Source organism: Jonquetella sp. BV3C21, from assembly GCF_000468895.1.
GTDB lineage: Bacteria > Synergistota > Synergistia > Synergistales > Dethiosulfovibrionaceae > Jonquetella > Jonquetella anthropi.
The window spans coordinates 42,318-69,113 of record NZ_AWWC01000008.1; the positions used below are offsets into that span (position 1 = coordinate 42,318).

Annotated in this window: 22 protein-coding genes and 1 tRNA gene; 10 read left to right on the forward strand and 13 right to left on the reverse strand. The window is 60.2% G+C overall.

The window, feature by feature from the left end; all coding sequences use genetic code 11:
- Positions 1–12 precede the first annotated feature (12 nt).
- From cdaA to glmS, 4 genes are all read left to right on the forward strand, one after another.
- Complete coding sequence (cdaA, locus tag HMPREF1249_RS02075) at positions 13–834, forward strand: diadenylate cyclase CdaA (RefSeq protein WP_008521729.1); 822 nt, start codon at positions 13–15, stop codon at positions 832–834.
- Between the two features lie 8 nt (positions 835–842).
- Complete coding sequence (locus tag HMPREF1249_RS02080) at positions 843–2,069, forward strand: CdaR family protein (protein ID WP_008521728.1); 1,227 nt, start codon at positions 843–845, stop codon at positions 2,067–2,069.
- 23 nt (positions 2,070–2,092) lie between these two features.
- Positions 2,093–3,460 carry a phosphoglucosamine mutase gene (glmM, locus tag HMPREF1249_RS02085; RefSeq protein ID WP_008523234.1) on the forward strand — a complete coding sequence of 456 codons (1,368 nt, stop codon included), beginning with the start codon at positions 2,093–2,095 and terminating at the stop codon, positions 3,458–3,460.
- Between the two features lie 281 nt (positions 3,461–3,741).
- The gene (gene glmS, locus HMPREF1249_RS02090) at positions 3,742–5,586 is read left to right on the forward strand and encodes a glutamine--fructose-6-phosphate transaminase (isomerizing) (RefSeq protein ID WP_008523232.1); all 1,845 of its coding nucleotides are present in this window, start codon (positions 3,742–3,744) and stop codon (positions 5,584–5,586) included.
- A gap of 72 nt (positions 5,587–5,658) precedes the next feature.
- Here the strand turns inward: glmS and HMPREF1249_RS02095 are convergent, their stop codons facing one another.
- Together HMPREF1249_RS02095 and tpx are read right to left on the reverse strand one after the other, a co-directional pair.
- Entirely contained in the window at positions 5,659–7,572 is a 1,914-nt protein-coding gene (locus HMPREF1249_RS02095; RefSeq protein ID WP_008523231.1) for an alpha/beta hydrolase family protein, read from the reverse strand.
- Positions 7,573–7,651: 79 nt separating this feature from the next.
- A complete protein-coding gene (gene tpx, locus HMPREF1249_RS02100) occupies positions 7,652–8,164 on the reverse strand; it encodes a thiol peroxidase (protein WP_008521723.1) in 513 nt (170 codons plus the stop codon).
- A gap of 237 nt (positions 8,165–8,401) precedes the next feature.
- Here tpx and HMPREF1249_RS02105 point away from each other — a divergent pair, with 237 nt between their 5' ends.
- Positions 8,402–8,911, forward strand: a complete 510-nt coding sequence (locus HMPREF1249_RS02105; protein WP_008523229.1) for a late embryogenesis abundant protein — start codon at positions 8,402–8,404, stop codon at positions 8,909–8,911.
- A 211-nt stretch (positions 8,912–9,122) separates the two neighbouring features.
- Here HMPREF1249_RS02105 and HMPREF1249_RS02110 read toward each other — a convergent pair.
- A tRNA-Asn gene (locus tag HMPREF1249_RS02110) sits at positions 9,123–9,198 on the reverse strand.
- Positions 9,199–9,376: 178 nt separating this feature from the next.
- Here HMPREF1249_RS02110 and HMPREF1249_RS02115 point away from each other — a divergent pair.
- From HMPREF1249_RS02115 to HMPREF1249_RS02130, 4 genes are all read left to right on the forward strand, one after another.
- Entirely contained in the window at positions 9,377–10,540 is a 1,164-nt protein-coding gene (locus HMPREF1249_RS02115) for a M20 metallopeptidase family protein (protein WP_021775757.1), read from the forward strand.
- Positions 10,537–11,814, forward strand: a complete 1,278-nt coding sequence (locus tag HMPREF1249_RS02120) for an amidohydrolase (protein ID WP_008523225.1) — start codon at positions 10,537–10,539, stop codon at positions 11,812–11,814. Before HMPREF1249_RS02115 ends, HMPREF1249_RS02120 begins: the two co-directional genes overlap by 4 nt.
- Before the next feature lie 52 nt (positions 11,815–11,866).
- Entirely contained in the window at positions 11,867–13,441 is a 1,575-nt protein-coding gene (locus HMPREF1249_RS02125; RefSeq protein ID WP_008523223.1) for an AbgT family transporter, read from the forward strand.
- Between the two features lie 176 nt (positions 13,442–13,617).
- Positions 13,618–14,295, forward strand: coding sequence for a class I SAM-dependent methyltransferase (locus tag HMPREF1249_RS02130; RefSeq protein WP_008521718.1), 678 nt, complete (start codon positions 13,618–13,620; stop codon positions 14,293–14,295).
- 57 nt (positions 14,296–14,352) lie between these two features.
- Here HMPREF1249_RS02130 and pgsW read toward each other — a convergent pair whose 3' ends face one another.
- From pgsW to HMPREF1249_RS02165, 7 genes are all read right to left on the reverse strand, one after another.
- Positions 14,353–15,258: a poly-gamma-glutamate system protein gene (gene pgsW / locus HMPREF1249_RS02135; RefSeq protein WP_008523220.1), complete on the reverse strand. Its 906-nt coding sequence runs from the start codon at positions 15,256–15,258 to the stop codon at positions 14,353–14,355.
- Positions 15,259–15,333: 75 nt separating this feature from the next.
- Positions 15,334–16,950 (reverse strand): dipeptidase, encoded by a 1,617-nt coding sequence (locus tag HMPREF1249_RS02140; RefSeq protein WP_008523219.1) that lies wholly within the window; start codon positions 16,948–16,950, stop codon positions 15,334–15,336.
- Between the two features lie 72 nt (positions 16,951–17,022).
- Entirely contained in the window at positions 17,023–18,228 is a 1,206-nt protein-coding gene (locus HMPREF1249_RS02145) for a deacylase (RefSeq protein ID WP_008523218.1), read from the reverse strand.
- 12 nt (positions 18,229–18,240) lie between these two features.
- Complete coding sequence (locus HMPREF1249_RS02150) at positions 18,241–18,426, reverse strand: hypothetical protein (RefSeq protein WP_008521714.1); 186 nt, start codon at positions 18,424–18,426, stop codon at positions 18,241–18,243.
- 13 nt (positions 18,427–18,439) lie between these two features.
- A complete protein-coding gene (locus HMPREF1249_RS02155) occupies positions 18,440–19,735 on the reverse strand; it encodes a hypothetical protein (RefSeq protein WP_008521713.1) in 1,296 nt (431 codons plus the stop codon).
- Positions 19,736–19,790: 55 nt separating this feature from the next.
- Positions 19,791–20,372 carry a DUF6305 family protein gene (locus tag HMPREF1249_RS02160; protein WP_008523217.1) on the reverse strand — a complete coding sequence of 194 codons (582 nt, stop codon included), beginning with the start codon at positions 20,370–20,372 and terminating at the stop codon, positions 19,791–19,793.
- Positions 20,373–20,631: 259 nt separating this feature from the next.
- Positions 20,632–22,554, reverse strand: coding sequence for a S9 family peptidase (locus tag HMPREF1249_RS02165; RefSeq protein WP_008523216.1), 1,923 nt, complete (start codon positions 22,552–22,554; stop codon positions 20,632–20,634).
- Between the two features lie 158 nt (positions 22,555–22,712).
- Here HMPREF1249_RS02165 and HMPREF1249_RS02170 point away from each other — a divergent pair, with 158 nt between their 5' ends.
- Positions 22,713–23,390, forward strand: a complete 678-nt coding sequence (locus HMPREF1249_RS02170) for a flavin reductase family protein (protein ID WP_008523215.1) — start codon at positions 22,713–22,715, stop codon at positions 23,388–23,390.
- Positions 23,391–23,837: 447 nt separating this feature from the next.
- On the opposite strand, the gene nrdD is transcribed toward HMPREF1249_RS02170, so the two are convergent.
- The 3 genes from nrdD to HMPREF1249_RS02185 are packed head-to-tail and all read right to left on the reverse strand — an operon-like array spanning position 23,838 to position 26,777.
- Entirely contained in the window at positions 23,838–23,981 is a 144-nt protein-coding gene (nrdD, locus tag HMPREF1249_RS07975) for an anaerobic ribonucleoside-triphosphate reductase (protein WP_008521707.1), read from the reverse strand.
- Positions 23,982–24,035: 54 nt separating this feature from the next.
- Complete coding sequence (locus tag HMPREF1249_RS02180) at positions 24,036–24,725, reverse strand: anaerobic ribonucleoside-triphosphate reductase activating protein (RefSeq protein WP_008521706.1); 690 nt, start codon at positions 24,723–24,725, stop codon at positions 24,036–24,038.
- Complete coding sequence (locus tag HMPREF1249_RS02185; protein WP_008523214.1) at positions 24,726–26,777, reverse strand: ribonucleoside triphosphate reductase; 2,052 nt, start codon at positions 26,775–26,777, stop codon at positions 24,726–24,728.
- Between the last annotated feature and the right edge of the window lie 19 nt (positions 26,778–26,796).

A 26,796-nucleotide genomic window follows, 5' to 3' on the forward strand; every position in this document is an offset into this window, starting at 1 on the left:
AGGGGCTGCCAGATGAGCGAGATGCTCCGCAACCTGAGATGGCAGGATTGTGTCGACATCTTGGTGATCGCGTATATGATTTATCGGGTGCTCCTTCTCCTTCGGAACACCCGGGCATTTCAGCTGGTAAAAGGCTTTTTCCTCGTGACGGTTTTGAGTTTCATCGCCCGCGGGTTGGCTCTTGACACCCTGTCATGGCTACTCAACCAAATTTTGAGCCTGCTGTTTTTCGCCGTGCCCATCATCTTTCAGCCTGAGCTCCGCAAGGTCCTGGAAGAGCTGGGCCGCGGCGGCATATGGCGTCGGCAGAAAGCGCTGGCCCGCGGCGAGTCGATGGCCGACGAGGTAGGCAAGGCCCTCTCGTACCTTCGGGCGCACAAGATTGGCGCGCTGGTCGTCCTCCAGAGGACGACCGGCCTCAAGGACTTTTGGAGCACGGCCGTCAAGCTGAACGCGGAGATAACTCAGGAACTGCTGATTTCAATTTTCTGGGTCAATAACCCCCTTCACGACGGGGCTGTCATTTTGGACACCGACGAGATCATCGCTGCCGGGTGTTACCTTCCGCTCACCGAGAACGCCGACCTGTCCCGCTGGCTTGGAACCCGCCACCGGGCGGCGATCGGCGTCACAGAGGTCTCCGACTGCATATCCCTCGTGGTATCCGAGGAGCGGGGTAAGATCTCCATGGCGATCAACGGGCGTTTGTCCCAGGACCTGAAGGACGCGCAGATTCGCAAGCTGTTGGTGCAGTACTTTGCCGGCGCGGATCAGACCCAGCAGTCGCTGCTGGAAAGCCTGCACGACGAGATCCGCTCGCTGGGGGATGACTAGAGGCCGCCATGATCAGACTGAACGTGAACCTGAACAAGATTCTGGAGTCGAAAATCTTTCTGCAGGTTTTTTCCCTGATGGTGGCGTCTGTCCTGTGGTTTTTCGTCGTCGGAGGGCGAGACGAGTCGGTCATCAAGGAGTTTGACGTCCGACTGGAGTTTTCAAACCCGCCGTCGAATTTGCTGGTAACGCCGTCTGTCCGAACAGTCGTGGTGACCGTCAAGGGCGAACGGCGAGCCGTCGCAGCCATGAAGCCGGACTCGATAGTGACCGACGTCGACTTGGCGGGCTTGAAGGCCGGACAGGTGCAGCTGCCGGTCCGAGTTTCCGGCCCGGCAAGAATTGAGATCGTGTCGGTCTCTCCCACGTCGGTAAAAATTGACCTGTCGCAGCTGCTTGAGCGTCAGGTACTTGTTCGCGTCGAGACGCCAAAGGACATGCCGGAAGGGTACACGCTCCGGGATCAGACGGTTGAGCCGGAGAGGGTAACCGTTCGGGGCCGGCAGAACGAAATCGGCGCTCTGACCCACGTGGTTGTGCGGCCGACTCTCGCTCAGCTGGAAGCTGGCGGGCCGTGGAACCTGACCGTTCAGTTGCCGCGCGGTTTTTGGGGCAATTTGGACGCTGTACCTGCAACGGTTAAAGTCTTCGGAAAGTTCCAAAAGGGACTGCCTGAACTGCCGGCGGCGGTTAAGCTGGACACGACCGGCGAGCTGCCGGAGAACCTGATGATCAAGAACGTCGAAATATCCCCGCCAACGGTATCAGTCACTGGGACGGAGGGCTTTACTGGGAAAGTTCCTGACCTTCATACCGAGCCGCTGAACTTGGACGGGCTGACAGAAACTACATCAGTCAAGCTGCGCGTTGTACCCCCGGCGAGTCCGTTCCAGCTGGTCGGAGAAAAAAGCGTTCAAGTGTCGGTCACAATTGGGCCGAGACAGGAAGAAAAGGTTTTTGAAAGCGTCCCGCTTGAAATCAGGCAGGAAGGGACGTCGCCGTTTGACGGCTGGATCGCTGACCCGGACAGGGTGACGGTTCGCGTGCAGTTTGAGCAGAATAAATCCTCTGACGTGACGTTGGAGAAGCTGAAGGCTCTGGCCTATGTGGACGTGACGAACGTGGTCACGCGGAATATTCGGGTGCCGGTGCGCCTCGAGTACGATTCAAGCATTCCCGGGATCTCGTCCGTGACTGTGGAGCCGGCGACGGTTCGTGTTATAGCGAAGGATTAGAGAAGAAGACAGGAGAACCGACGATGGAAAAAACTGACGGCAGCCAGAGAGTTCGTTGCCTTTTTGGCACTGACGGCGTGAGGGATGTGGCCAACCGAGGATCAATGACGCCGGAAATGGCGTTGAGGCTGGGACGGGCCTATGTGCTTTTTCTGACCGAGCGGGGAGAGCCCCGTCCAAAGATTGTCGTCGGGCGGGACACCCGCCGTTCTGGTTTGATGCTTGAAAACGCTCTGACGGCCGGCATGACGTCGGCAGGGGCAGAGGTCGTTCGTTTGGGAGTCCTTCCGACGCCGGCGGTCAGCTTGGCGGTTGCGGCTTTCGGCGCTCAGGGCGGTGGCATTATCAGCGCGTCCCATAACCCGCCGGAGTACAACGGGATTAAGTTCCTCAACGGAGCCGGACAGAAGCTTCGCGACAGCGACGAGCTGGCAATCGAAGATTACTTGGGCGACGAGCTGATCGACGACTGGCGCCCGACCGGCGCGTCGGTAGGAGAAATTCTTTCTGACAACAGTTTTGCCGTCGAGTATGCCGAGCACAGTTTGTCCGTTTTGGCCGGCGACGACTTGTCCAACATGAAGATCGTCTTCGACTGCGCTAACGGCGCTCAGTCAGTCGTCATGGAGCCGTTTCTGCGCCGGCTGAAATGCCGCGCATTGATCATTGGCCACAAACCCAACGGGTTGAACATCAACGAAAAGTCCGGCGTCATGCACCTGGAGACGCTGAAAAACGCGGTCAAAGAGTCGGGGTTCGATTTGGGAATAGCCTTCGACGGCGACGCCGACCGAGTGCTGATGGTAGACCGGCTGGGCCGGGTGATCGACGGGGACGTCATTCTCTGGGTTTTGGGCACGTGGCTGAAGCGAGAAGACCTGTTGGGAAGCGGGGTCGTTGCGACGGTCATGAGCAACGGGGCGCTGGAACGCCAACTGTCAAAAGAGGATATTCAGGTGTTCCGCTGCGCCGTCGGCGACCGGTACGTTCTGGACATGATGCGGAGCACCGCATCCCGCCTAGGCGGAGAGCAGTCCGGGCACGTCATTGTTGACGCGTTCACCAAAACTGGCGACGGGCTCTGCACTGCCATGGCGTTTCTGAGGGCCTGTCGGGAGATGGGTTGGCAGACGACCGGTCTGTCGGATGAGTTCCACCCGTTCCCTCAGAGGCTCGTGAACATCTGCGTGGCGGACCGGGATCGCGCGATGGAGAGCCCGGCCGTGAAATCGGCGGTCGATCAGGCTAATCGGGATCTGGGAACGTCGGGACGGGTTCTGCTTCGGGCGTCGGGGACAGAGCCGCTCATCCGCTTGCTGGTGGAGTGCGACGACCCAGACCAGCTTCTTCAGACGTCTCAGGTGTTGGAAAAGCTGATTCGCGAGGCATAGCGTCCGGAATTGCAGGCTTTAGGGCAGGGAACGGGCAGGCTGTCGCCGGGCCGTTTCCCTGCTGTTTCTTACGTCAGGGAGGTGATAAGGGGAGAAAAGACGCGGACGATGGAAGCGCCTGAACTGCGAAGAGCAGTTGACGAGGTCGGGGGTTATCGAAATTTTCGGCGGGTTCCCTCGGGGAAGGAAGCGATTCCCTCAAGGCTGTCCACAAAGACGTCGGGCGATCGGCGGACAAAAGGGCGGCCGCGCTTCGCTTTGTCGTGCAAGGAGGATATGGAATGTGCGGAATTGTAGGGTACACCGGCCACAAGCAGGCTGTTCCTTTGGTACTGCTTGGGCTGGAGCGCCTGGAGTACCGCGGTTATGATTCGGCAGGCATCGCCTGCCTTGAGAGCGGAAAAATTCGCGTGACAAAAACTGTCGGCAAGGTAGCTCAGCTGAAAGACCGCCTTCACGAAGCCGGCGCGTTCGACTGTCACTGTGCCATGGGGCACACCCGGTGGGCGACGCACGGCGGCGTGACGGAAGTCAACGCCCATCCCCATATGGACGCCGCCGGCAAAGTGGCGATCATCCACAACGGAATCGTTGAAAACTACGTCGCGCTGAAAGCCCAGCTGAAAGAAAGCGGGGTGGAGTGCGTCTCCGACACGGACACGGAAGTGGTCGCTCAGACCCTTGGCAGGCTGTACGCGGGCGACCCGTTGAAAGCCTTGGGCGAGCTGTTCGGCCGTCTCGAAGGCGCGTTCGCGCTGGTCATCATGTTCGCCGACAGGCCCGGCGAGATTTACTGCGCCAGAAAAGGCGCGCCGCTCGTGGTAGCGTTGGGCGACGGAGAGACGCTCTGCGCGTCCGACGTTCCCGCCTTGGCCGAGTACGCCGACAAGGTCGTTTTCCTCGAAGAGGGAGAGCTGTGTCGGCTGACTCCGAGCGGAGCCGAGTTCTGGAATCTGGAAGGCGAGCCGCACAGCAGGACGCCTCAGGCTCTTGACGTGTCCCCGTCGATGATTGACAAGGCGGGGTACGCCCACTTTATGCTGAAGGAAATTTACGAGCAGAGCGCCGTCGTCCGCAACGTCCTTGAAGGGCGGCTGACGCCGGAAGGTCTCGTCCTAGACGGGCTGCTGTCCCTGACGCCCGAACAGGCCAAGGAGCTGCGAGCCCTCCAGTTTGTCGCCTGCGGTTCGTCATGCTACGCGGCAACGGTCGCCCAGCGGATTCTCGAACGGTATCTGTCCGTGCCGATGACCGTCGACGTGGCGTCCGAGTACCGGTCAAGACCTGACCGAACGAACACGAAAACGCTGGCCGTCTTCGTCTCCCAGTCTGGCGAGACCAGCGACACGTTGGCTGCCCTCAAAGTTGCTAAATCCCGAGGCCATTATGCCGTCGCCGTGACGAATCAGGTGAACTCGTCCATCGCCCGGGAAGCAGCCGACGTCATCGACCTTCGGGCTGGCATCGAAGTCGGCGTCGCGGCCACGAAGACGTTCACGTCTCAGGTGATTACCCTCGTGCTGATGGGGTTTGCCCTCGCCCGTCTGCGCGGAGACCTGAGCCAGGACGACCTGAAGTGCTTTGTCGTCGAGCTGTCCCGCCTGCCGTGGAAGATGGACCAGACCCTTGCTCGGTGCGGTGATATTTCCAGCGTCGCCGAACGGTTCAGCTTCGCCCGGGACTTCCTGTTTTTAGGGCGGGGCGTCTCGTTCCCCGTGGCGATGGAAGGAGCGCTTAAGCTCAAGGAGATTTCCTACGTTCACGCCGAGGCGTTTGCCGCCGGCGAGATGAAGCACGGGCCGATCGCCCTGCTTGACGAGACCGTGCCCTCGGTTGTCGTCGCCCCCGGCGACGAGCTCTTGGCGAAGACCCTCTCCAACATGCAGGAGTGCATCGCCAGAAAGTCACCGGTAATCCTGGTTACCACCGACGGCGCGTCGGTCGACGGCCGGCCGGTTCAGCCAGACGCGGCAGACGTGGTGATCTTCGTGCCCGAAGTGAGCGCCGATTTCTCGCCGCTTTTGACCCTGCTGCCGCTTCAGCTGTTCGCGTACCACTCGGCGCTGATCCGCGGCCGGAACATCGACCAGCCCCGCAACTTGGCCAAGAGCGTCACAGTCGAGTAAAATAGAAGCCAAAACGAAAGCAGCCGGACCGAGAACTCGGTCCGGCTGCTTTTTTCGTCTCAGCGGAAAAACTCAGCGTTTCGTCAGGTGGCGCTCCAAGAAGTCGGACATCTGCCGGTAGAAGTCCAGCCGGTTTTCCACGTTGGAAAAGCCGTGGCCTTCGTTGTTCTTGACGAGATATTCCACCTCAATCCCTCGGGCCTTCATGGCCTTAACCATCTGATCGCTTTGGTCCTTCACGACCCGCGGGTCGTTGGTGCCCTGGGCGATGAAAAGGGGTACGTTGATTTTATCGGCGTGGTAGACCGGCGAATACTGCTGGAACATCACCTTGTCCTTTTTCGGGTCGCCGATCGTCTCCTTCATCACGGTCAGCATCGGCCGCCAGTAGCTGGGAATTGACTTGAACAGCGTGAACAGGTTGGCCACGCCCACGTAGTCGACCCCGCACCGGTAGAGCTCAGGCGTCTTGATCAGGCCCATCAGCGTGGCATACCCGCCGTAACTGCCGCCGTAAATGCCGATTCGTTTCGGGTCAGCGATGCCCTCGCTGATCAGCCACTTCACTCCGTCGGTGATATCGTCCTGCTGTTTCTGGCCCCACTGCTTGAAGCCCGCCTTCCAGAACGCCTTCCCGTAACCGGTCGACACCCGGTAGTTGACCTGAAGCACCGCCATCCCCCGGTTAGCCAGCAGCTGAACCTCCGGGTCGTACCCCCACGTATCCCGAGCCTCCGGCCCGCCGTGAGGGTTGACCACAACGGGCAGGTTTTTGGCCGGCCGCCCGAGGGGCAGCGTCAGATAGCCGTGAATCGTCAGCCCGTCTCTGGCGGTGAAGCTGATCGGCTTCATCGACGCCATGTGCTCTTCTTTCAGCCAAGGATAAAGGTCAGCCAACAGCTTGAACTCGCCCGGCTTGTCCTTGTCGTAGTAGTAGAGCCGGCCGGGAACCTTGTCGCTCGTCTCGACGACGATGATCCGCCGTTCGTTTTTAGACGTGTCGGTAATGCCCACTTCCATGCCGGGGAAACGGGCTTTCAGGGCCTCGTAAAAGTCGCGGGCCTCCTCGTCGAAGTACAGCCGGCCGCTTCGATCGGTGTACCAGCTCACGCCCAGAAGGGTGCGCCGAGCCTGCGACCAGAGAATACCGGACACGTCCCGGTCAGTGAACGAACAGATCAGGTCCTGCTTCTTCGTTTGGGGGTCGTACAGGTAGAGAGCCGAGTAATCGTGCCCCAAGTTGGAAAGCAGGTAGATTTTCTTGTTGTCGCCGGTGAAGCCGACAGGCTCGATAGAATCCTTGAAGTCAGAAGAGAAAATCTCCCGGAACTTCTCCGATTCGTTCTCCCGGTACAACACCCGGCTCGTCAGCCCGTCGCTCACGTAGGCCAGACGGATATGCCCATCATTGTCCGTCCCCCAGCCGACCACGTTGCCCGGGTTGTCGGTCAGACGGGTCAGCTCGCCGGTCTTCACGTTCGCCCGGTAGGCGTCAAAGACTTCCGGGTTCTCCTTGTTCATCAGGATCAGAATGTGTTCCGGGTCGTCTTCAAGGTCGTCCAGAACGCTCGCCCTGACCCCCTTGAATGGCGTCAGATCCTTCGGGGCGGAAGACCCGTCAGCCGGCGTCACGTACAGGTGGTAGTTCTCGTCGCCGCCGAAGTCCTGAGCGTAGACGATCGTCTCGTCGTTCACCCAGCCGTACGAACGGATATCCCGCTCGGTCGCCGCGGTAACCCGTCGGGCCGGTTGGGAGCCGTCCACCGGTGCGACCATCACGTTGAACCGATCCTTCCACGGTTCAAGCCACGAGTACATCTTCCCGTTCGGGGAAAGACGAAAAGCGGTTTTTTCCGGCTGCCGGAAGAAGTCCTCCACCGGGAGACGCGGCGGAACAGACTGGTCGGCCGCGGGGGCTGCCGTCAGGGGTGACGCCAAGAGGACCGACAGGGCCGCTAGGCTGAGGAAAATAGGGGAGCTTACCATGATTTCAACCCTTTCATTATGGGAATAAAAACGAGGCGGACCGGCTCAACGTGAGCCGGTCCGTGCAAAACACCAGCGATCAGAGAAGTTTTTTCGCGGCTTTCAGCGCGGCGTCGAAGTCGACCGCGTGGGTCACCTCGGGGACAATCTGGGCGTACCGGATCACGTCGTGGTCGTCTAGCACGAAAACCGCTCGGCAGAGCAGGCGCAGCTCCTTAATCAGGACGCCCCAGCCAGAGCCGAACGACGCGTCGTAGTAGTCGGAAAGGGTCTTGACGCTGTCAATTCCCTCGGCGGCGCAGTAGCGGCCCAACGCAAACGGCAGATCCATGCTGACGTTCAAAATGACCACGCCGCTGCCAAGCGCGGCGGCATCCTCGTTGAACTGGTGAGCCTGAGCGTCGCACACCGGCGTGTCGATTGACGGCGTCACGGAAATGATCTTCACCTTGCCGGAAAAATCGCCTAACGTCACTGGGGCGAGACCCATATCGTGAAGCGTAAACGCCGGAGCCTTGTCGCCGACCTTCAGTTCCGGACCGATCAGGGTCATCGGGTTGCCGCCCATCGTGATAACGCCTTTCCTTTCCATCGTAGAACACCTCCTGCAGGTTTTTTGTGCTGGAATTTCTTTTAAATATTAACATACCGGCTGAGCTCTGAAACGGCCAGAGCAACTTTGCTGGCCCGACGAATCTGGCAACGGTGGAATCGGTAAAACGGACGGAGACGGCGTGAAGCTTTTTTCGCTTGAGAGGGCAGGCCGTCGGGCTAAAATACTGACAGTGGCGGCAAGCCCTGACATACCAAACTAAGGAGAGGATCTCTCATGAAAAAGTTTTGGATTATCGTCGTGATTATTGCTGTGATTGCAGGCGTCGTGTACTATCAGAAGGCCAACAAGGGCCAGCAGGCCTCTCAGACCGCCAGTCAGCCGGCTGCCCAGACGGAAGGCGACAAGAAGGTTGAAGAAGCAAAGGCTGCCGTGAGCGACGCCGCCCAGAAAGTGGGCGATGCTGTCGCCGCGAAGGCAGAAGAGGTAAAGACAGCTGTCGCCGATAAGGCTGCCGAGGTGAAACAGGAAGTCGAACAGAAGGTCGAAGAAGTGAAAGCCGCTGTTGCCGACAAGCCTGCAGAGGCCAAGGACGCCGCTGCTGATAAGGCCGCTGAGGTCAAGGACGCTGCCGCCGACAAGGCCGCTGAAGTTAAGGACGCCGCCGCCGACAAGGCCGCTGAGGCTAAGGACGCCGCCGCCGACAAGGCCGCTGAAGTCAAGGACGCCGCTCCGGCTCCTGTCCCTGCCGATCAGCCCAAGCCCGAAGAGCCTGCTAAAAACTAATTCTTGTGTAAAAAGCCTGCCGGTTTATCCGGCAGGCTTTTTATTTGCGTCGAGAGACAAGTTTTTTGATGGACAGTTTTGGGGCGCCCGTTTCCCGAGGGGCCGTTTAGGTCCCAAGCCGTTAAAAGGCACAACGTCTTTTAACAATGGCGTTAAAAGCCCAGTAAAAACAAAGCCTCGTGCGATGGAACCGCACGAGGCTCTTATCATCTGGCTCCTCGAGCAGGACTTGAACCTGCGACCTAGTGATTAACAGTCACCCGCTCTGCCGACTGAGCTATCGAGGAATAACGGACGTATTATAGCGCCGGCTCCTGTTTGGCGCAACCGAGCAGGGCTCCGGGAACCTGTTATAATAAAACACAATGGCGTTGTGATAAAGCAAAGCGCGGCGAACGCGCGAAGGGAGGAACGTCCTGTGCGCGATTTTTTTGTCGGGGGGCGAACGATGCCAGTTCAGTTCTAATGGAGCACTACCGGCATCTTCACGCCCACCCGGAACTCAGTTATCACGAGGAGGAGACGGCTCGGTACGTGGCTCAAGTACTCGGCAGGCTGAACCTTGATGAGATTAAAACGGGCGTCGGAGGTCACGGCGTCACGGCTCTTCTCGCCGGCCAGTCGGGCGGGCCGGTCATCGGCCTGCGGGCCGACATGGACGCGCTGAGCATTACAGAGACGACCGGATGTCCGTTCGCGTCGCAGAACCCGGGCGTGATGCACGCCTGCGGGCACGACGGACACACGGCTATCCTGCTGACAGTCGCCCAAATCTTAGCGGCCCATAGGGATAAGCTGCCGGGGACGGTCAAGTTTTTGTTTCAGCCGTCTGAGGAGTGCACGCCGCTGGGCGGATCCCAGCTGATGATTCGCGACGGCGCGCTCGAGAACCCGCACGTTGACGCGATCCTTGGCCTGCACCTGTGGCCGACGCTGCCCTGCGGTTCTATTGGCCTTCAGGCCGGCGCGGTCAGCGCCGCGTCGGATCACCTGAACATCACCGTGCTGGGCAAGAGCTGTCACGCGTCCATGCCCGACGGCGGAATCGACGCGATCGTGGCCGCTTCCAACGTGGTGATGGCCCTTCAGACGGTGGTGAGCCGAAACGTGCCGCCAGCTCAGGCCGCTGTGGTGACAATCGGCACGATGAGCGGCGGAACGCGCTACAACATTCTGGCCGACCGGGTCGAGATGGAAGGCACGGTTCGCAGCTTCGACGAGGGGGTACATGACCATCTGCCAGGCTGGATCGTTCGGACTGCGGAGAACGCGGCGAAAGCTCTCGGGGCGACGGCTCAGGTGAAGTATGAGCGCGGTTACCCGCCGACGGTCAACGACCGCCGGCTCGTCGAGCTGCTGGAGCCCGTCGCCTCTGACGTGACCGGCGGAAAACTGCTGACTGGACTGCCAGTGCCGCCGACCGGCGAGGACTTCGCGTTCTTCGCCAAGGCTCGGCCGTCGGCGTTCGCGTGGCTTGGCTGTCGGCCTGACGGCGTTTCCCCGGAAGATATGCCGCCTCTGCACAACTCGTCATTTCTGCCCGCGTCTGACAGCCTAAAATTGGGCGTCCTGTACACCTGCCACGCGGCGCTGGCTCTGATGAGCGCTCCGAAGGAGGTCTTTGCATGAGCCTTGATTTTGAAGATCTGGTCCGGCGGACGGTCGAGCGTCGGCGGCTGTTTCACCGGCACCCGGAGACCGGCTGGACCGAGTACTACACGACGGCAAAAATAGCAGAGACGCTTGAGCCGCTGGGGCTTGGGATAACGTTCGGCGGCGAGTTCGTGAAGCCTGAAACGGTGATGGGCGCGCCGGCCGATCGGGACGCTCACCGCCGCCGGGCGGTCGAGTGGGGCGCCGACCCCAAAATTGTGGGCCGAATCGGCGACGCCACGGGGCTTTTGGCGATGATCGACACGGGGCGTCCCGGCCCTCTGACTGCCCTTCGGTTTGACATTGACTGCGTTGACGTGACCGAGTGCAGCGAGGCAAGTCACAGGCCGACGGCTGAGGGATTCCCTTCGGAAAATCCGGGCGAAATGCACGCCTGCGGCCACGACGGGCACACCGCGATGGGGCTGGGGTTGGCCGAGCTGCTGACTTCAAATCTCGACGGGCTCAAGGGAAAAATCCTTTTAGTCTTCCAGCCTGCCGAGGAAGGCGTTCGGGGCGGCTACGCTTTTGCGGCCAGCGGCGCCGTCGATCAGGCCGATACGTTCATCGCCCTGCACCTTGGCCTTGGTTTTCCCACAGGCACTGTTTTCGGCGGAACGGACGGCTTTTTGTGCACCACCAAGTTCGACGTGACCTTTACCGGCGAGGCAGCTCACGCCGGCGGGGCGCCTGAGCTGGGCCGAAACGCCCTGCTCGGCGCGGCGGCCGCGGCGCTGAACCTGCACGCTATTGCGCCGAACTCTCACGGGGTCACCCGAATCAACGTGGGCGTCCTGCGCGCCGGCGAAGGCCGCAACGTGATTCCTCCCAAAGCGTTCATGAAGGTTGAAACTCGCGGCGGGACAGACGAGCTCGAACAGTACGTCTACGGCCGGGCGATGGAAGTCATTCGCGGCGCGGCGGAGATGTACGGCCTGACCTCTCAGGTGGAGAAGGTCGGTCAGTCCATCGGCGGCGCCAGCTCGCCCGAGCTGGCCGAGCTGGTCTGCCAGGTTGCTCGGGAAGTCCCCGGCGCGGTTGACGTTCGGCCCCGGCGGCTCATGTCGGGCAGCGACGACGCCGCGTGGCTCATGAAGACCGTTCAGGATCGGGGCGGACTGGCGACGTACATTGGCCTCGGCGCGACGACGAGCGCCGGACACCACAACGCCCGGTTCGACTTCGACGAGGCGTGTCTTCCGATCGGGCTTCGCCTGCTTGAAGGGGTGGTGCGCCGTCTCAACGGGTAGCCTTCTTTTTGCGGCACTGGGAAATAAAACTAAAGATATCAAGGAGGGCATTATGGCTGAGCTGCAGAAAAAACGAAGCGGATTTGAGCGGTTCATTCACGGCGTGGAGGTCGTTGGCAATAAACTGCCTCACCCGTTCTGGCTGTTCATTTACCTGTCAATTATTGTTCTCGTCCTGTCGTACTTTCTGTCCAAGGCCGGCGTTTCGGTCACCTACATGTCCGCCGGCAAGGCGGGCGCCGATGCCAAGGAAACGACTGTCGCGGTGGTGAACCTTTTCAGCTACGAGGCGCTGAGAAAGTACTTCGCCAACTTCGTGCCGATTTACACGAGCTTTGCGCCCCTCGGGCTGATTATGACCATGACGCTGGGCATCGCCCTGCTCGAGCAGTCCGGGCTGATCTCCGCGTTCATGCGCAAGGCCATTCTGGGCGCCCCGTCGTGGGCGATCACCGCCACGTTGGCTGTTGTCGGCATTAACGCCAACTTGGCCAGCGACGCGGGCATTATTTTCACCCCGGCCATCGGCGGCGCCATCTTCAAGGCGCTGGGCCGCAACCCGTGGGTCGGCATTGCCACAGGGTTTGCCGCAGGCTGCGGCGGGTTCACCGCCAACTTCTTCATTGCCGGAACTGACGCTCTGCTTTCCGGCATTACCCAGTCGGCCGTGTCCGCGTCCGTTTTCCCCATCAACGCGCCTGTGCATCCCCTGATGAACTGGTACTTCCTGATGGCTGCCACGGTTATTCTCACGCTGGCGACCACGTTCGTCACCGAGAAGTTCACCGTCCGCGTCTTGGGCGATGACACGACGGTCAAGGACGATGAGTACCTGGCCCAGCACCGGGTCACAGCGGACGAGAACCGAGGTCTTCGGTACGCCCTCATCGCTCTGGTAATCGTTGTGGCCCTGTTCCTCTACAACATTCTGCCTCAGGGCTCGTTCTTCCGGGCTGACAACGGAGACATCGTTCCCAAGTCGCCGTTCCTGTCGGGCATCATCTGCGAGCTGTTCATTCTCTTCTTCATCGTCGGTATCGCCTACGGCTATGGCGCACGGACCATCAAGAAGATGGCCGACGTGCCCCACATGATGGGCAAGGGGCTGGCCAACGGCGTCAGCTTCTTGGTCGTCGTCCTGCCCGCCGCGGCGTTCATTTACTTCTTTGCCGAGAGCCACCTGACCACCGTGCTGGCCGTCAAGGGCGCTGAAATGCTGAAGGCCATGAACCTTGGCGGTATTCCGCTGCTGCTCATGTTTATTTTGTTGAGCTGCTTCGTCAACCTTTTCATGATCTCCGGCTCGGCCAAGTGGCTGATTCTGGCGCCGATTTTCGTCCCCATGTTCTCGGTGGTTGGCTTCTCGCCGGCTCTCACTCAGATGGCCTACCGAATCGGCGACTCCAGCACCAACATCATTTCGCCGCTGTCGTACTATCTCCCGGTCATCATCGGTCTGTTGGAGCAGTACCGGCCCGAGGGCAACAAGCAGGAAGTCGGGATCGGCACGGTTCTTTCCATGTCCATGCCCTATTCCATCGCGTACATAGTCTGCTTCTCGGTTCAGCTGGTCGTGTGGTACCTGCTCAAGCTGCCCATGGGGCCCGGCACGCCGCCGATCATGTAGGCTTTTTGCTCAGAGTTCTAAAGAGGACGCCCGCTCGGGCGTCCTCTTTTTTTATTTGGCTGAATCCGTCCAGTCCCGGCGTTCTTTCTCTAGCTTCAACAAGGGTTATAATAAGTTAGCTTAACCGATCTGACTGACGGCATTTCGCCGCCAGCCTTTTGCTCAGGAGGCGCGAAATGAAGCGGGTAAACGACGCGTTCATCAGAAATCTGACGGCGGACGACATGCGGTACGACGATTTTTTAACCGGCAAGCGCTGGTATCACAGGCTGTACAATCGAATTTTCTGGGGCGAGAAAAACTCGTGGACTGAGGCTCGAATCGTGCTGGACATGCTCCCCAAGGACTTTTCAGGGCGAATGCTCGATGTGCCGGCCGGCACGGGAGTGTTCACTCTTCAGATGTATCAGCAGCTTCCAAACGCGGAGATCGTCTGCCTCGACTACTCGCCGGTCATGCTGGAGCGGTTCAGGCGTCGGGCGGGGAAGTCGGTCCCGCAGGTCACGCTCACCCAAGGAGACGTGGGGGAGCTGCCGTTTGAGGACGAAAGTTTCGACGGTGTCCTCTGCATGAACGGGTACCACTGCTTCCCCGAAAAAGAGGACGCGCTGAGCGAAATACTCCGGGTCATTCGCCCCGGCGGGTGGTTTGTCGGCTGCACGTACGTCCGCGGCGTTTCGCGCCGGACTGACTTTTTCGTGAAAAATTTGTACACCCGGTGGGGCATATTCATGGAGCCGCATCCGACCGCGTCGGAACTGAGAGCTCGCCTCGCCCGCGACTACACGGTTGAGTGCTGGAAGCCCAGCGGCTCGATGATCTGTTTCCGGTGCCGGAAGCCGTCGAGGGGATAAAGTTCGTCGCCCGATAAAGAACCGGCCGCTTCAGATTTTTCTGAAGCGGCCGGTTCTTTATCGGGCGATTGGCGCGTCGGGCTGGTCGTGCCAGACGACGCGATTGTCTTGGCAGATAGCCCGGACGTAGAGCAGGTGAACTACCGGAATGCCGCGCCGGAGGTACGTCCAGATGAGCCCTTGGGCGAGCGGGTAATTAGCCACTGGAAGGACGAGCCCCCGCGGGAGCTTTAAAATCTCGTCGCCGAGGCCGGTGCTCGTCTCAGGCGTGCCGATGGAGACGAAGCACTTGACCGGGTACGAGTCGAAGAACTTCTGCCGCCGGGCGATGCCGTCGTCCAGCGAGTCCGGGAAGACGGCGTTTTGAGGCCAGCGATTCATCAGCGCTTTGACGGTCGGCTGCGGGGCCTCGAGTAGCGTCTGTTCCATTCGGTCCTGAGAGCCGCCGGGGAAAATCAAGAGGGGAAAGTCCTTCAGGTGGCCGCGCTGGCGCAGGATTTCCAAGGCGGCTGGAAAAGGGAAGTTCGGATCGGTCGCGCCGTAGCTGGACGCGCCGAGCGAGTAGGCGACGACCGGCTGCAGTCCGAGCGTTTGAGCGGCGCAGAGCGTAGCCAAAAGGAAGCCGGGGAACGAGCCGCTGGCGTTGACTGCAATCACGTCGCCGCGTTTCAGCCGGGCGCGGCGGAAATATCCGGCCAGCGCGTCGGCCATTTCGGGCCGGGCGGAAGCGACCTTGTCGCCCCAATGGCCGATATCCGTGACCAGCGGGCTCCACTCCGGGCCGATCAGGCCGCTGTGGTTTGGGTCAGCGAGTTCAAGGCCGCGTCCGGCGTCTTGCTTCTGCTGCCAGAGAACGGCTTCGCACCTAGCCATGAGCCGGCCGGCCGATTCGAGCGCCGGCGCGGGGCGGCTCGTGGAGCAGAGGGCCAGGAGAATAACGGCGGTCAGTCTGATGAGCTTCAAGTCCGAACACCTCGGAGAGAGGGAAGATAAAAATGCGCGGCCGTCCAACGAACGGCCGCGTGTTTTATGAACAGGTTACTTGCTCTTGTTCTTGCGTTCGACGGAGCCGTAGCCGACGAACTTGTTCCACCACTCGGGGTACGGTGTGGTCTTGTAGTTCACGTAGCCCAGCGAGTAGCGCTGCATGAGCTTGTCGCCAAGGGCGAGCCAGCGCTCGTGCCAGTCGGTGGCGTTGGCGCACGCAAACTGGGTGATCAGGTTGATCGCTTCGTCGCGTTTGCCGTCCTTGATGAGTTCGGCGGCCTTGTCCTGAATCATGCGGGTCTGCAGGTACAGCGCGTTCAGCTTGGGCTCCCGGGCAGCGTGAATGTCCTTTCTGGCGTCCTGATAGTGAAGGGTCGCCAGTTCCTGCACGCGGGTGCAGGTCCACCAGCCCGACTTGCTGTCGTAGTCGTGGAACCGGTCGCCGATCGAGTAGAGGGCGGGCAGTTCGGTCATGATGGGCCACAGCGGGGTGATGTAGGTGGTGTCAGGTGCGCCGTAGCCGTACCAGCTGATGCCGCGGACCTCTTCCGGCAGGTCGCCGCGGACCTGGGCGATGTGGACGTAGCAGGTGCGCATCATGTTGATGGACCGCTCCCACGTGGCGTCGGGGTTTTCCTTAGAGGAGTTGGCGTAGCGAAGCGGGTTGCCCCACGGACCGGCAGCGGGGCCTTTGCTCAGGTCGTAATCGGTGCCGCCGTACCAGTCGCCGGTGATCCGGAACACGTCGTCCACGGTCAGCTTCTTGTCAGGCTTGAAGGACATGGGCATCTCGAGGTCGTCCGGACCGCCTTTGAAGCTTTCCGGGGCGATGAGCGAGAACACCCGCCACTCGCGGCGCATGGCGTACAGCTCGGTGTTGGGCGAGTACACGTCCGCCGGGCTGAAGTCCTTCATGTTGACGTCTTCTTTGGCGATGAAGCCGTTCTTGACGGCGTAGTCGACCAGGTCGGGGCAGTACATCACGTTGTCCTTGTCGGTCAGGTCAAGGTGGCGAAGCCGAGCCCGGTTGGCGGCCACGAACACTTGATCATCCGGCACGCGCCACGCGGCCCAAATCTTGTTGCCGTAGAACTCCATGATCCAAACTTCGTTTCCGTCGGTGATCGGCATGGTCTCGCCGGAGTCGTACCAGCCGACTTCCTCGACCAGTTTGCCCATGACGGAAACGGCCTCGCGGGCAGTCTTGGCGCGCTCAAGAGCGACGTCCTGAACGACCCAAGCGTCGGCAGAGCCGACGGCGTCTTTTTCCATGATCTGCTGAACCTTCTTGCTCCGCTCGTCGGTCACCTGAACGCCGTTGGTCGCCTCGCCGATGGCCACGCCCTTTTCGTTCATGAACGAGTAGCGGGAGAAGAAATACCGGTACGTGTGAGGAACTTGGTCAATTTCGTCCATCTGCTGAGCGTCGCCCTCGTAGCCGTGAGCGTCCTTGATGATCGGGCGCTTGGACCCTTCCGGCCAGTCAGCTTCAGGAATAATGAAGAGCCGGGAGTTTGCGGTCCGTGAGTCGTCGTTGTGCGTGATCATCGCGCTGCCGTCGGCGGTAGCGTTCTTGCCGATGCCCAGCACGGTGCAGCTCCAGGCGGATCCGGAAGCAAGGACCAGTCCGGCAGCGGCGGCAAGCAGGCCAAGTGTACGTTTCTTCATCGTTCATCCTCCTCGTCGGTCAAATGGTTCGCCACAAGAAATGAGCGCGCGGAGCTGTGCTGCAGGGACTGACTAGTCCCAGAAAACCTTTGACGGGTCTGCCTCGGCGGGGTTGTGCAGGTACGCGCCCAACCCGTTGGCCTTCACAGCCTGATAGTCCGGGAACGAGACCTGAATGGTCCGCTCCGGGTCGCTGAGAAAGTCATTCATGTTGCGCAGCATGGCCAGAGTGCCGGACAGGTGACGGCCGACCCGATCCCAAATGGGAGCGCCGACCGAAATATCGTAGTCGCAGAACAGCAGGCCGTGCTCAGCCGCGGTCTGAAGGAACTCGTCCTTGCCTTCCACCATCAGGTCTTCGGTGATCTTGCCGGCGACCCGGTCGATGAACGGCTCAGGCGTCTCCATCAGGATAACGTAGGGCGTCGGTGCGAAGTCGCCCACTTCGCGGTGGGACAGGCCGCGCAGCCCCTTCGGCGAGGACTCGCACTTCATTGGGAAGTCGGTCGCCGTGAGCTCCATCGCGGCCATCATCGCCATATCAAGCGCCCGATCGTGGGCCACGTACGTGGCGACCACCGGGTACATCAGGGACGCCTCGTGACTGTCCACGAAAAGGGTTACTTTTTCCTTGCGGGTCAGCTCCATCAGGGCGAACGCCAGCTGTTCGGTCAGCGAACCGCCGGGCCGGCCCGGGTAGGAGCGGTTCAGGTTGCGCGAGTCGGTGTAGTCCAAGTTCTGGCCCGACGGGTAATGAACGTAGGTGAACGGGTCAGGCCACTGATCCAGCGGCGAAGAGTTGCGGTCTCCGATGCGGACCCGCTTCTCGCCCCAAGGCGTTTTGATGCCGAAGGTGAGCGGGTAGGCGTTGCCCAGCATGCCGACCGTCGCGCCGCTGCGGTTGGCGTGAGGAATGACGAACACGCGTCCCGCGTCGACCTTAATGTTTTCCATAATGACGTACGCTGAAACCATCGTCGCCGGCTCGTACGGGTGAGTGCCGCCCAAGTAGAGCATCGTCCCGCCCGGCTTGCCCGAATCGAACAGGTACACCGGCGTGTCCATGCCAGTTCCCTTAAGAGGGGCGAACCAGTCGCTGAGCATGTACATTTTCGTGAACGCCGGCGAAACGACGATCGCTTCTCTCGTGTTGCGCAGCTCGACGAACTGTTTGCCGCCGAAAAACGCCAGCACGAGCGCCAGCGCGAGGAAGACCAGCTGACGGATCGTCTTGCCGGTCTCGTACGCGCCTTGAGCCTGAGAAGAGTTCTGAGTCATTGTCCGGCCTCCCTACTTGATGTGCAGCGCACGGAGCAGGAAGGGGATAATCGTGTAGGCGTAGACGATATCGTACACGATAGTCCTGCGGGTGTTGCGGGCGAACAGCCCACGCAGCAGCACCAGAGCGACCACTCCGGACATGATGAAATAGAACTGGTGAATGATTTCATTGGCGAAACGAAGAAATTCGTCCATCTGTCCGGCCTCCTTAATAGACGATGAGCCAACGGAACTTGTTGGCGAAAATCAGCATGACCAGCGCCACGGCCGCCATGAAGACGGCAGGCACGACGATGGACCGCAAGAACGACATATACGAGCCCTTATAGTCCGAAACCTCAATCGCCACGCGGCCGGAAATGCGGGACGGCGGCAGGCAGTCGCCCAGCGGGTAAATCAGGCTCAGCGCCGTCGCCACGATGGTCACGTTCACGCCGATGGAGTTAAACAGGAAAATCAGAGGCGTGCCGAGGATAATGCCGCTGCTGTAGCTCAGCGAGCCTTGGGCAAACGGCAGAACGATCGGGGCGAACACGTAAATCAGAGCCACCGGCAGGGTGACAAACGTGATGGCGATCAGGCCTCTCACGCCGGTAGCCGTCATGATGTTGACCAGAACGCCGACGCTGATAACCGTTGCAAGCAGCGGGAACACCTGCTCGGTCGTCTCGTTCAGCACCTTGAGCCAGCCTCTGGCGCCGACCTTGCGGGGCGACAGGAGCATGGCGACCAGCGTGGAGAGAATGAAGATCAGCGGAATGCCCAGAATGGGCACGTAGAACGCCGCGTACTTGGACGCCAGAATCAGCGCGATGAAGACAACGAGCGGCGTCAAAATCCGGAACCAGCTCATGCCCTCGGGAATCGGGGGCAGGGAGTCAAGGATCACCTGTTTTTCCTGCGGCTTGGCGCCCCGGAGCAGGTAGAACACCGTGAAGATCGTGATCAGGATAATCGGGGCCAAGAGCGGCACGTCGAAGCCCACGTAGGGCATATTCGCCTGAGCGCACATCAGCATGACCCACAGGTTAATCGGCGGCGCCACGGCGGCCAGCATCGACGTCACGTAGATGAACGACACGATTCGGTCGTCTCTGATGCCCATAAACCGCAGCACCGTCGCGACCATGCCGCCCACGACGAACATGGAAACGCTGCCGGCGCCGGTCAGAGCTCCGGGAATGAGCATGATGACCGCCAGAAGGAAAAAGAGCGTCCATCGGCTGTCGTAGAACCGGTCGACCATCTTGCGCACCAGCGTGTCCATCGCGCCGGTTTCCTTGTAAAAGTTGATGAAAATTGAAGCGGTGAGGAACGTGAACGCCACGTCGAAGTAGGTGAACGTCCCTTCGACGAGCAGCCGGACGGGAAAGCCCAGCCGGCCGACCAGCGCGCCGACGACTGCCGTGATGACCATGGAAATCTCCGGTGACTTAAGTTTCCAGCTGGCTAGGGCGAACGTCACCACCATTGCCGCTAAAACAATTGATGTCTCCGCGTACATAGGGCACACATCCTCCAATCAGACAAAGCGCCCGGATAAGGCGCGTCAGAGGCCGTTACTTCTTGTACATCGCCTCGGCGTAGGCCTTGAGATCCATAGCGCTGTCAAGGTACGTAATGGGAATGTCGTGCTCATGGGCGAACTCGGTGAACCGTCCGTCCTCGTCGCTTTCCTTGTTGACGACAATGTAGTCGGCGTAGGGAAGAACCGTGTCGATGGACCGCTCGTCGGCGCTGCCGGGCTTCCCGCGGCGGGCCTTGCCTTCGATATGAGCAGTCACAATCTGGATTCCCAGACTCTTCGCCCGGTCGAGCATCGGAACGAGCCGGTCGATTTCCTGATCGATCGTGATGCCCGAAGCGCCCAGCCCTTTGGCGGACGACCCAATAACCACTACCATCGTCTTGAACCCGCCGGCTTCCACGTCGTCGGCCTTCGGTTCGGCGTTGTACGTCAGCCCCTGAACCCCGGCGCGGGTGAACAGCAGACGTCCCATCTTGCCTCCGGGTCCCTGCCCAGCGTTGGTAATCAGCAGAGGATCGTTGCCCTTGGGAACATCAGCGCCGCTCAAAGCGGCAAAAGCCGCGCTGCCCATCAGCATGACTGCCAAGGCGCTCAATGCGAGAATGCGTTTCATCCAACCAGCCTCCTTAGAGAATAGGGATACCCCTAAAATAAGGTGCATCGAACTTGAAATGCACAGGGCACAAAAGCCTGTAATTCATTCTATCCTGCTCTGAGCGTTTTGTGGGGAAACTCGTTCGAAGACGGAATATTCGTTTATCTCAAGAAAATTTAATAAGCTGACAGTCCTTCGCTCAAACGAGTTGGACCGAAGGGCCGGCCGTCAAAAACGGGAAGGGCGCATGGCCCTTCCCGTTTTAGCCGGAAAAAGTTTACAGCATCTCGTCGAACCATCGGCTGATCTCCCGCAGGCGCGCCAGCCGGTTGCGCGGCTTGCCGCTGCGGCTCAGCTCGTGATTTTCCCCGTGGAAGAAGCACATCCGGCAGGGCACGCCCAACACTTTCATCGCCGTAAACATCTGGAACGACTGGCTGGCCTCGCAGCGGAAGTCGTCAGACGACTGAATGAGCAGCAGAGGCGTCTTCGCGTTCGCCGCGTACTTGAGCGGCGAATCGTCCCACGGGCCGGGCCTGCCGTCCCACGGCAGCCCTACGTGCTGATCTTCCACGTAGTAGTAGCCGATGTCGCAGCTGCCGAACTTGGACACCCAGTTGCTGATCGGCCGCTGGGCGCAGGCCGCCTTGAACCGATCCGTGTGGGTCACCATCCAGTTGACCATGAACCCGCCGTACGAACCGCCGGCGACGCCAAGCCGATCGGAATCCACAAACGGCAGATGAGCCGCGCACCACTCGGCAAACGCCATCAGGTCGCCGTAGTCAGTGACGCCGTACGCCCCCCGAATATCGTCAAAATCGTTTCCACGGCCGTCGCTGCCCCGCGGGTTCGTGAAAATCACGCCGTACCCCTGAGCGGCCCAGCATTGCATCTCGTGGAAGAACACGTCGCCGTAAACTCCCCGCGGGCCGCCGTGAATGTTCAGGATCGTCGGGTACTTTTTCCCCGGCTGGCAGTTCAGCGGCTCAATGTACCAGCCGTCGAGCGTCACGTCGCCTGACTGAACTGAAACGTAGTGCGCCGGCTGCACCTGAAGCTCACTCAAAATTGCGTCGTTAAAGTGGGACAGCCGCCGGACGCCCGAGCCGTTCAGAACGTAAAGCTCCTGCAGGCCGTTCGGCTCCATCCCGACGAACGCCGTGACGCCCGATCGGACGCAGAACGAATCCACAGACGACAGGTCGGTCAGCCGGCTGCTCGAACCGTCGGCGTTTAGCCGGAAAAGGAAGCTTCGGAACCCTTCGGTGGAACAGTAAACCAGGCCGAGCCCGTCGTCGAAGAACTCGCCCGTCTGATCGGCCTGGCCGTACCGGCAGTCCGAGCCAACCGTGCTGTGAAGGCCGGTGTCGAGCGTCGGGCTCAGAGGCGTCAAAGCGCTGTCGGCCAGCTTGAAAAACGTCGGGTTCTTGTGGACTCCGCGGTCCGCGCGGTCGCACCCGGTCGCGATCACGTCGTCTCCATGCCAGCCGGCGGACGAAAAGGACATCGCGAGGCCTTCGGTCAAATCTCGCGACGTCCCGTCGGCCAGATCAAACAGGCAGACGCTGTTCGTCTGGGGCTTCACGTCGGTAAAAGAGCAGCCCACGGCGAGGACTTGGCTGAAGTCGTCCTTCATCGTGCAGCTTGCCAAGTCGAACGTCTCGTCGGTCAGCCGCTTCCAAGTCCCGGATTGAGGGGCATAAACGCCTAAGCCGGTCCGTTCCGAACCGATGTACCCTTGGCCGTTCGCAAGGAACGGCAGCTGGTCAAAAATCTGATAGTTGGCCTCATCCGGGTTCTCAATTGACGGAACCCAGCGGGCCCGAACGAGGAAACGCCCGTCAGGCAGCTCCCAGACGGCCCCGGCCTTCTGGGGCAGGGAAAAGAGACGTTGGGCCTCCCCGCCTTCGAGAGAAAGCCGGTAAAAGACCGTCCCCTCGTCGTCGGTCCGCTCGGAAGCGAAGACGAGCGACGAGCCGTCCGGGCTCCAGCAGAAAAACTTTTCTCTTCCTGAAAAGGTCATCTGCCGAAGAACGCCGTCGCTGAGGCGGCACGTCCAAATGTTTGACTCGTAACGGTTTGACTCCTTGTCTGCCCGGTGAACCAAAAAGGCGATCGTCCCGCCGTCGGGCGAAACGGCCGGTCGGGAAAGGAAACGAAAAGAAAGCAGATCATCACGCTGCACAGCTCTGGCCAAAGGAACTCCTCCTTCGTCTTTGACAAGTCACAACAGCCTGATTATAGACCAACAGTCCGCTCCCTGCCGGCAGGCGAAAGCCGCTGAACCGTTGATTTTTAGCGGCGGCAGAGTATAATCAATATGTTAGTTAGAGCTAATTAAAGGAGCGTGTTCGCATGAAAAAGAGCGTCTTGGCAGTTCTGATGTGCGCGTCATTGTTGGCCGTTCCGGCCTTGGCAGTTGAGAGGGTCGCGGTGAACCCGGCAAACGGCAAAGAGCTTGGGCCTCGGGTCGCCCCGTCCACAGTCATCGCTGTGGCCACGTACGACGCAAACGGAAAGGCCGACGCGGCTCTCATCGATCGGTGGGGCATCGTCAGCAGCTCGCCGGCCCGCATCGGCGTGGCAGTCAACAAGAAGCGGGCCACCCATGACAACATCATGGCCTCCAAGTTTTTCACGGTGAACCTTCCCAGCGAGAAGTTCCTCGCCGAGATGGACTTCTTCGGCAATCACAGCCTGAAAAAGCTCCCCGACTTGGACAAGTTCGCCGTCACTGGCGTCAAGACCGAGAAGGCTGAAACGGTCAACGCCCCCTGCTTGGTGGACTTCCCTGTCACCATGGAATGTGAAGTTGAAGAGGCGTTCGACGGCGGATCCCACACGTTCTTCATCGCCAAAGTCAACAAAACGTGGATCGATAAGAACTGTATCGACCCGACCAGCGGCGAGCTGAAGCCCGAAGCCATGAAGCTCTTCCTCTACTGGCCCGGAACCGGCAAGTACTACCACGTCGGCGACGTGCTGGGAACCCCTGGCGAAGCTCTGAAGGCTAAGTTTGAGAAGCAGGAGTAGGACGTCTTTTTAAAAGACAAAAGCAGAGCGCCCCGCGTTTAGCGGGGCGCTCTGCTTCGTTTCGTTTTCTCCTAAAAAAGAAACGGCTCTTCGAGAAATAGAAGAACCAACGGGGCTCCAATTGCCCACAGGGACCTCTAGTCACGAAGAGCCGCTTTCTGATGCAAGAATAGCACGCCCCGCCAGTTTGTCAAGGGAACAGGCGGGGAATACGCAACTCAGTCAATAAACAACGGCACGGTCATAGCCAATCCAAGCGCGTGAAAGACGACCGCCCCGTCCGCCCGCGTCAAAGAGCCAGACAAAGCCTTGGCTAAAGCGGTCTTTGGAAAGCCGAAACATCGTAACGAACCGCAGTCCTGTTTGCGTTGTGTCCGCCTAGGCTGCCTGTCCAGCAGAAAACGCGAGCGCCCCGCCGAAGGCGGGGCGCTCTGTTTGTGCCGTGTCTTAAAAATCACGGTGGGCCATCGTGGCGTCGTAGGTCTTGCGGTCTTTGAACTCTTCCTTCTTGCCTTTATTCCACTGGGAAACGGGAGTAAGGAAACCGACGACCCGAGAGTACACTTCACACTTTGTGCGCTTTTCTTCCATGATAAGTCCTCCTTCAATAGACGATCTGATGATCGATCGAAATTGATGTATTCGCTAGATGGCAGACCGAAGAACGACCGGTCCTTCCATCAGCGACGCTAATCGGTCGCGAAACGCGGCCAATTCGCTCGGGGTAAAGGGGCGGGCGCCCCGGAACGGGGCGGCCAGTACCGTTTCGACGGGCCGAAACGCCTGAAGGTAGAGCGGCCCGCGGACCAAAAATTGGGCGTATTCGTCCATGCTGTCGACGGTGTGAATGCCCGGAACGAGGGTGAGCCGAAACTCGTGCGGAAGGCGCCGAGTCTGCTCGATGGCCTGACGGAGCGTTTCCAGCTGGACGGTTGTCCCGGCGGCGAGTCGGTAGGCCGACGGCGCGGCTTTGACGTCCATGGCGATGTAGTCGACGAGTTTTTTGTCGATCAGGTCGGCCATCATTGCCGGGTGGCTTCCGTTGGTGTCAAGTTTGACTTTCAGCCCCATGTCTTTGATTCGGAGGATGAACTCCGGCAGGTCGCGGTGGATTGTCGGCTCGCCGCCGGTGACCACGACGCCGTCCAGCAGGCGTTTTCGACTGGCGAGGAACGAGAAGAAGTCCTCTTCGTCCAGCAGGTCCGACGACTGGTCGACCAACGGGCCGTTATGACACCATGGGCAGCGGAAGTTGCAACCGAGGGTGAAAACCGTCGCAGCGACGAGTCCGGGGTAGTCGATGAGAGAGGTCCTCTGCAGTCCTCCGATGAGCATTTAGTCGCCGGCGCTGCAGGAGCAGCAGGCTGCCTCCTGTGCGGCAAGCTCGGCGTCGCAGATGGGGCAGTATTCGTGTTCGCCCGGAATGTAGCCGTGAATCGGACAGATAGAGAACGTGGGCGTGATGGTGAAGTACGGCAGCCGATAGTTTTCGGCGATTTTCCGAACGAGCCGTCGGACGGTCGCCCCGTCGGTGACCCGCTCGCCCAGAAAGCCGTGGAGGACCGTGCCGCCGGTGTAGATGGTCTGGAGTTCGTCCTGCATCTCAAGGGCTTCAAAGATGTCGTCGGTTGAGCCGACGGGAAGCTGGGACGAGTTGGTGTAGTACGGCTCGGCGCCGTCTTCCAGCATGTGGCGGTGATTGGCGCAGATGACCTGTCCGCCGAATTGATCCCGGTCGGCCTTGGCGAACCGGTAGGTGACGCCCTCGGCCGGCGTGGCTTCCAAGTTGTACAGGTTGCCGGTCTCCAGCTGGTAGGTTCTCATCCGTTCCTTCATGTGGTTCATGATCGAAGCGGCCAGTTTGATTCCCTCGCGGCTCGTCAGGTCTTTGCCGCACAGGTTGAGCAGGCACTCGTTCATGCCGTTGATGCCGATGGTGTTGAAGTGGTTGTTCCAGTAGTGGCCCGACGCCTTTTTGACGCTCCGCAGGTAGTGCTTGGAGTAGGGGTACAGGTTGGCGTCGGTAAGGCGCTCCAAGACTTTCCGCTTGATCTCGAGGCTGTCGCGGGCCGTGTCCATCAGGTCGTCCAGCCGGGCGAGCAGGTCGTCGGTTCCCTTGGAGAGGAATCCCAGCCGGGGCATGTTGATGGTCACAACGCCGATGGATCCGGTCATGGGGTTGGAGCCGAAGAGCCCGCCGCCGCGCTTGCGCAGTTCCCGGTTGTCCAGCCGGAGCCGGCAGCACATGGATCGGGCGTCGTCGGGGTTCATGTCCGAGTTGATGAAGTTGGAGAAGTACGGGATGCCGTATTTGGCGGTCATCTCCCATACCGGGTCAAGGACCGGGTTGTCCCAGTTGAAGTCGCTGGTCAGGTTGTAGGTGGGGATGGGGAAGGGGAACACCTTTCCGGAGGCGTCGCCGCCCAGCATGACTTCGGCAAACGCCCGGTTGATCATGTCCATTTCCCGCTGGAAGTCGCCGTACGTGGCGTCGATGGGCTCGCCGCCGATGATGGCCGGCAGTTTAGCCAGCGCCTTGGGCGCGGTTAGGTCCATGGTGATGTTGGTGAACGGCGTCTGGAAGCCGACGCGGGTCGGGACGTTCAGGTTGAAGACGAACTCCTGAATGCACTGGACGACGCTCTCATAGGGGAGCTTGTCCGCGGCGACAAACGGCGCCAGATAGGTGTCGAAGTTGGCAAACGCCTGAGCGCCGGCCGCTTCGCCTTGGAGCGTGTAGAAGAAGTTGACGATCTGCCCCAAAAGTGAGCGCAGGTGCCGCGCCGGCTTGGAGCCGACCTTTGTGGTGACGCCGCCGAATCCGACCGTGAGAAGGTCCATCAGGTCCCAGCCGCAGCAGTACACCGACAGGTTGCTCAGGTCGTGAATATGAAGCGAGCCTGAGGTGTGAAGGTCCCGTATCTTGGGCGTGTAGATCTCGTTCAGCCAGTACTGGGCGGTGATCTCCGAGGCGATGTAATTGTTCAGCCCCTGGAGCGAGTAGCTCATGTTGCTGTTCTCGTTGACTTTCCAGTCGATGTTGTCCAGATAACGGTTCACTAGGTCGGCCGCGCCGCCCAAAAGCTCTTTGGTGTCCCGGATCCGGGCTCTCTGACGGCGGTACAGGATATAGGCTTTAGCGACCTCGGCGTAGTCGTTTTCGATGAGAATCCGCTCGACCAGATCTTGAATCTGTTCGACCGACGGGATAGAGTCGTGGTCGTAAAATATGGCCAGATAGGACTCCACCTGACGGGTGACGTTCTCTCCGATCGACGGATCCGACGATCCGACCGCCGCCGCGGCCTTCATCACGGCCACGCGGATCTTTTCCCGATCAAACAGGACCTGACTTCCGTCGCGCTTGAAAATGTAACGAATGAGCATGGCGCTTTCCTCCCACTGC

Excerpts from the sequence above, each read along its gene's own strand:
- cdaA (WP_008521729.1), top strand. The coding sequence starts at position 13 with ATGAGCGAGATGCTCCGCAACCTGAGATGGCAGGATTGTGTCGACATC.
- HMPREF1249_RS02080 (WP_008521728.1), top strand. The coding sequence starts at position 843 with ATGATCAGACTGAACGTGAACCTGAACAAGATTCTGGAGTCGAAAATC.
- glmM (WP_008523234.1), top strand. The coding sequence starts at position 2,093 with ATGGAAAAAACTGACGGCAGCCAGAGAGTTCGTTGCCTTTTTGGCACT.
- glmS (WP_008523232.1), top strand. The coding sequence starts at position 3,742 with ATGTGCGGAATTGTAGGGTACACCGGCCACAAGCAGGCTGTTCCTTTG.
- HMPREF1249_RS02095 (WP_008523231.1), bottom strand. The coding sequence starts at position 7,572 with ATGGTAAGCTCCCCTATTTTCCTCAGCCTAGCGGCCCTGTCGGTCCTC.
- tpx (WP_008521723.1), bottom strand. The coding sequence starts at position 8,164 with ATGGAAAGGAAAGGCGTTATCACGATGGGCGGCAACCCGATGACCCTG.
- HMPREF1249_RS02105 (WP_008523229.1), top strand. The coding sequence starts at position 8,402 with ATGAAAAAGTTTTGGATTATCGTCGTGATTATTGCTGTGATTGCAGGC.
- HMPREF1249_RS02115 (WP_021775757.1), top strand. The coding sequence starts at position 9,377 with ATGGAGCACTACCGGCATCTTCACGCCCACCCGGAACTCAGTTATCAC.
- HMPREF1249_RS02120 (WP_008523225.1), top strand. The coding sequence starts at position 10,537 with ATGAGCCTTGATTTTGAAGATCTGGTCCGGCGGACGGTCGAGCGTCGG.
- HMPREF1249_RS02125 (WP_008523223.1), top strand. The coding sequence starts at position 11,867 with ATGGCTGAGCTGCAGAAAAAACGAAGCGGATTTGAGCGGTTCATTCAC.
- HMPREF1249_RS02130 (WP_008521718.1), top strand. The coding sequence starts at position 13,618 with ATGAAGCGGGTAAACGACGCGTTCATCAGAAATCTGACGGCGGACGAC.
- HMPREF1249_RS02140 (WP_008523219.1), bottom strand. The coding sequence starts at position 16,950 with ATGAAGAAACGTACACTTGGCCTGCTTGCCGCCGCTGCCGGACTGGTC.
- HMPREF1249_RS02145 (WP_008523218.1), bottom strand. The coding sequence starts at position 18,228 with ATGACTCAGAACTCTTCTCAGGCTCAAGGCGCGTACGAGACCGGCAAG.
- HMPREF1249_RS02150 (WP_008521714.1), bottom strand. The coding sequence starts at position 18,426 with ATGGACGAATTTCTTCGTTTCGCCAATGAAATCATTCACCAGTTCTAT.
- HMPREF1249_RS02155 (WP_008521713.1), bottom strand. The coding sequence starts at position 19,735 with ATGTACGCGGAGACATCAATTGTTTTAGCGGCAATGGTGGTGACGTTC.
- HMPREF1249_RS02160 (WP_008523217.1), bottom strand. The coding sequence starts at position 20,372 with ATGAAACGCATTCTCGCATTGAGCGCCTTGGCAGTCATGCTGATGGGC.
- HMPREF1249_RS02170 (WP_008523215.1), top strand. The coding sequence starts at position 22,713 with ATGAAAAAGAGCGTCTTGGCAGTTCTGATGTGCGCGTCATTGTTGGCC.
- nrdD (WP_008521707.1), bottom strand. The coding sequence starts at position 23,981 with ATGGAAGAAAAGCGCACAAAGTGTGAAGTGTACTCTCGGGTCGTCGGT.
- HMPREF1249_RS02180 (WP_008521706.1), bottom strand. The coding sequence starts at position 24,725 with ATGCTCATCGGAGGACTGCAGAGGACCTCTCTCATCGACTACCCCGGA.
- HMPREF1249_RS02185 (WP_008523214.1), bottom strand. The coding sequence starts at position 26,777 with ATGCTCATTCGTTACATTTTCAAGCGCGACGGAAGTCAGGTCCTGTTT.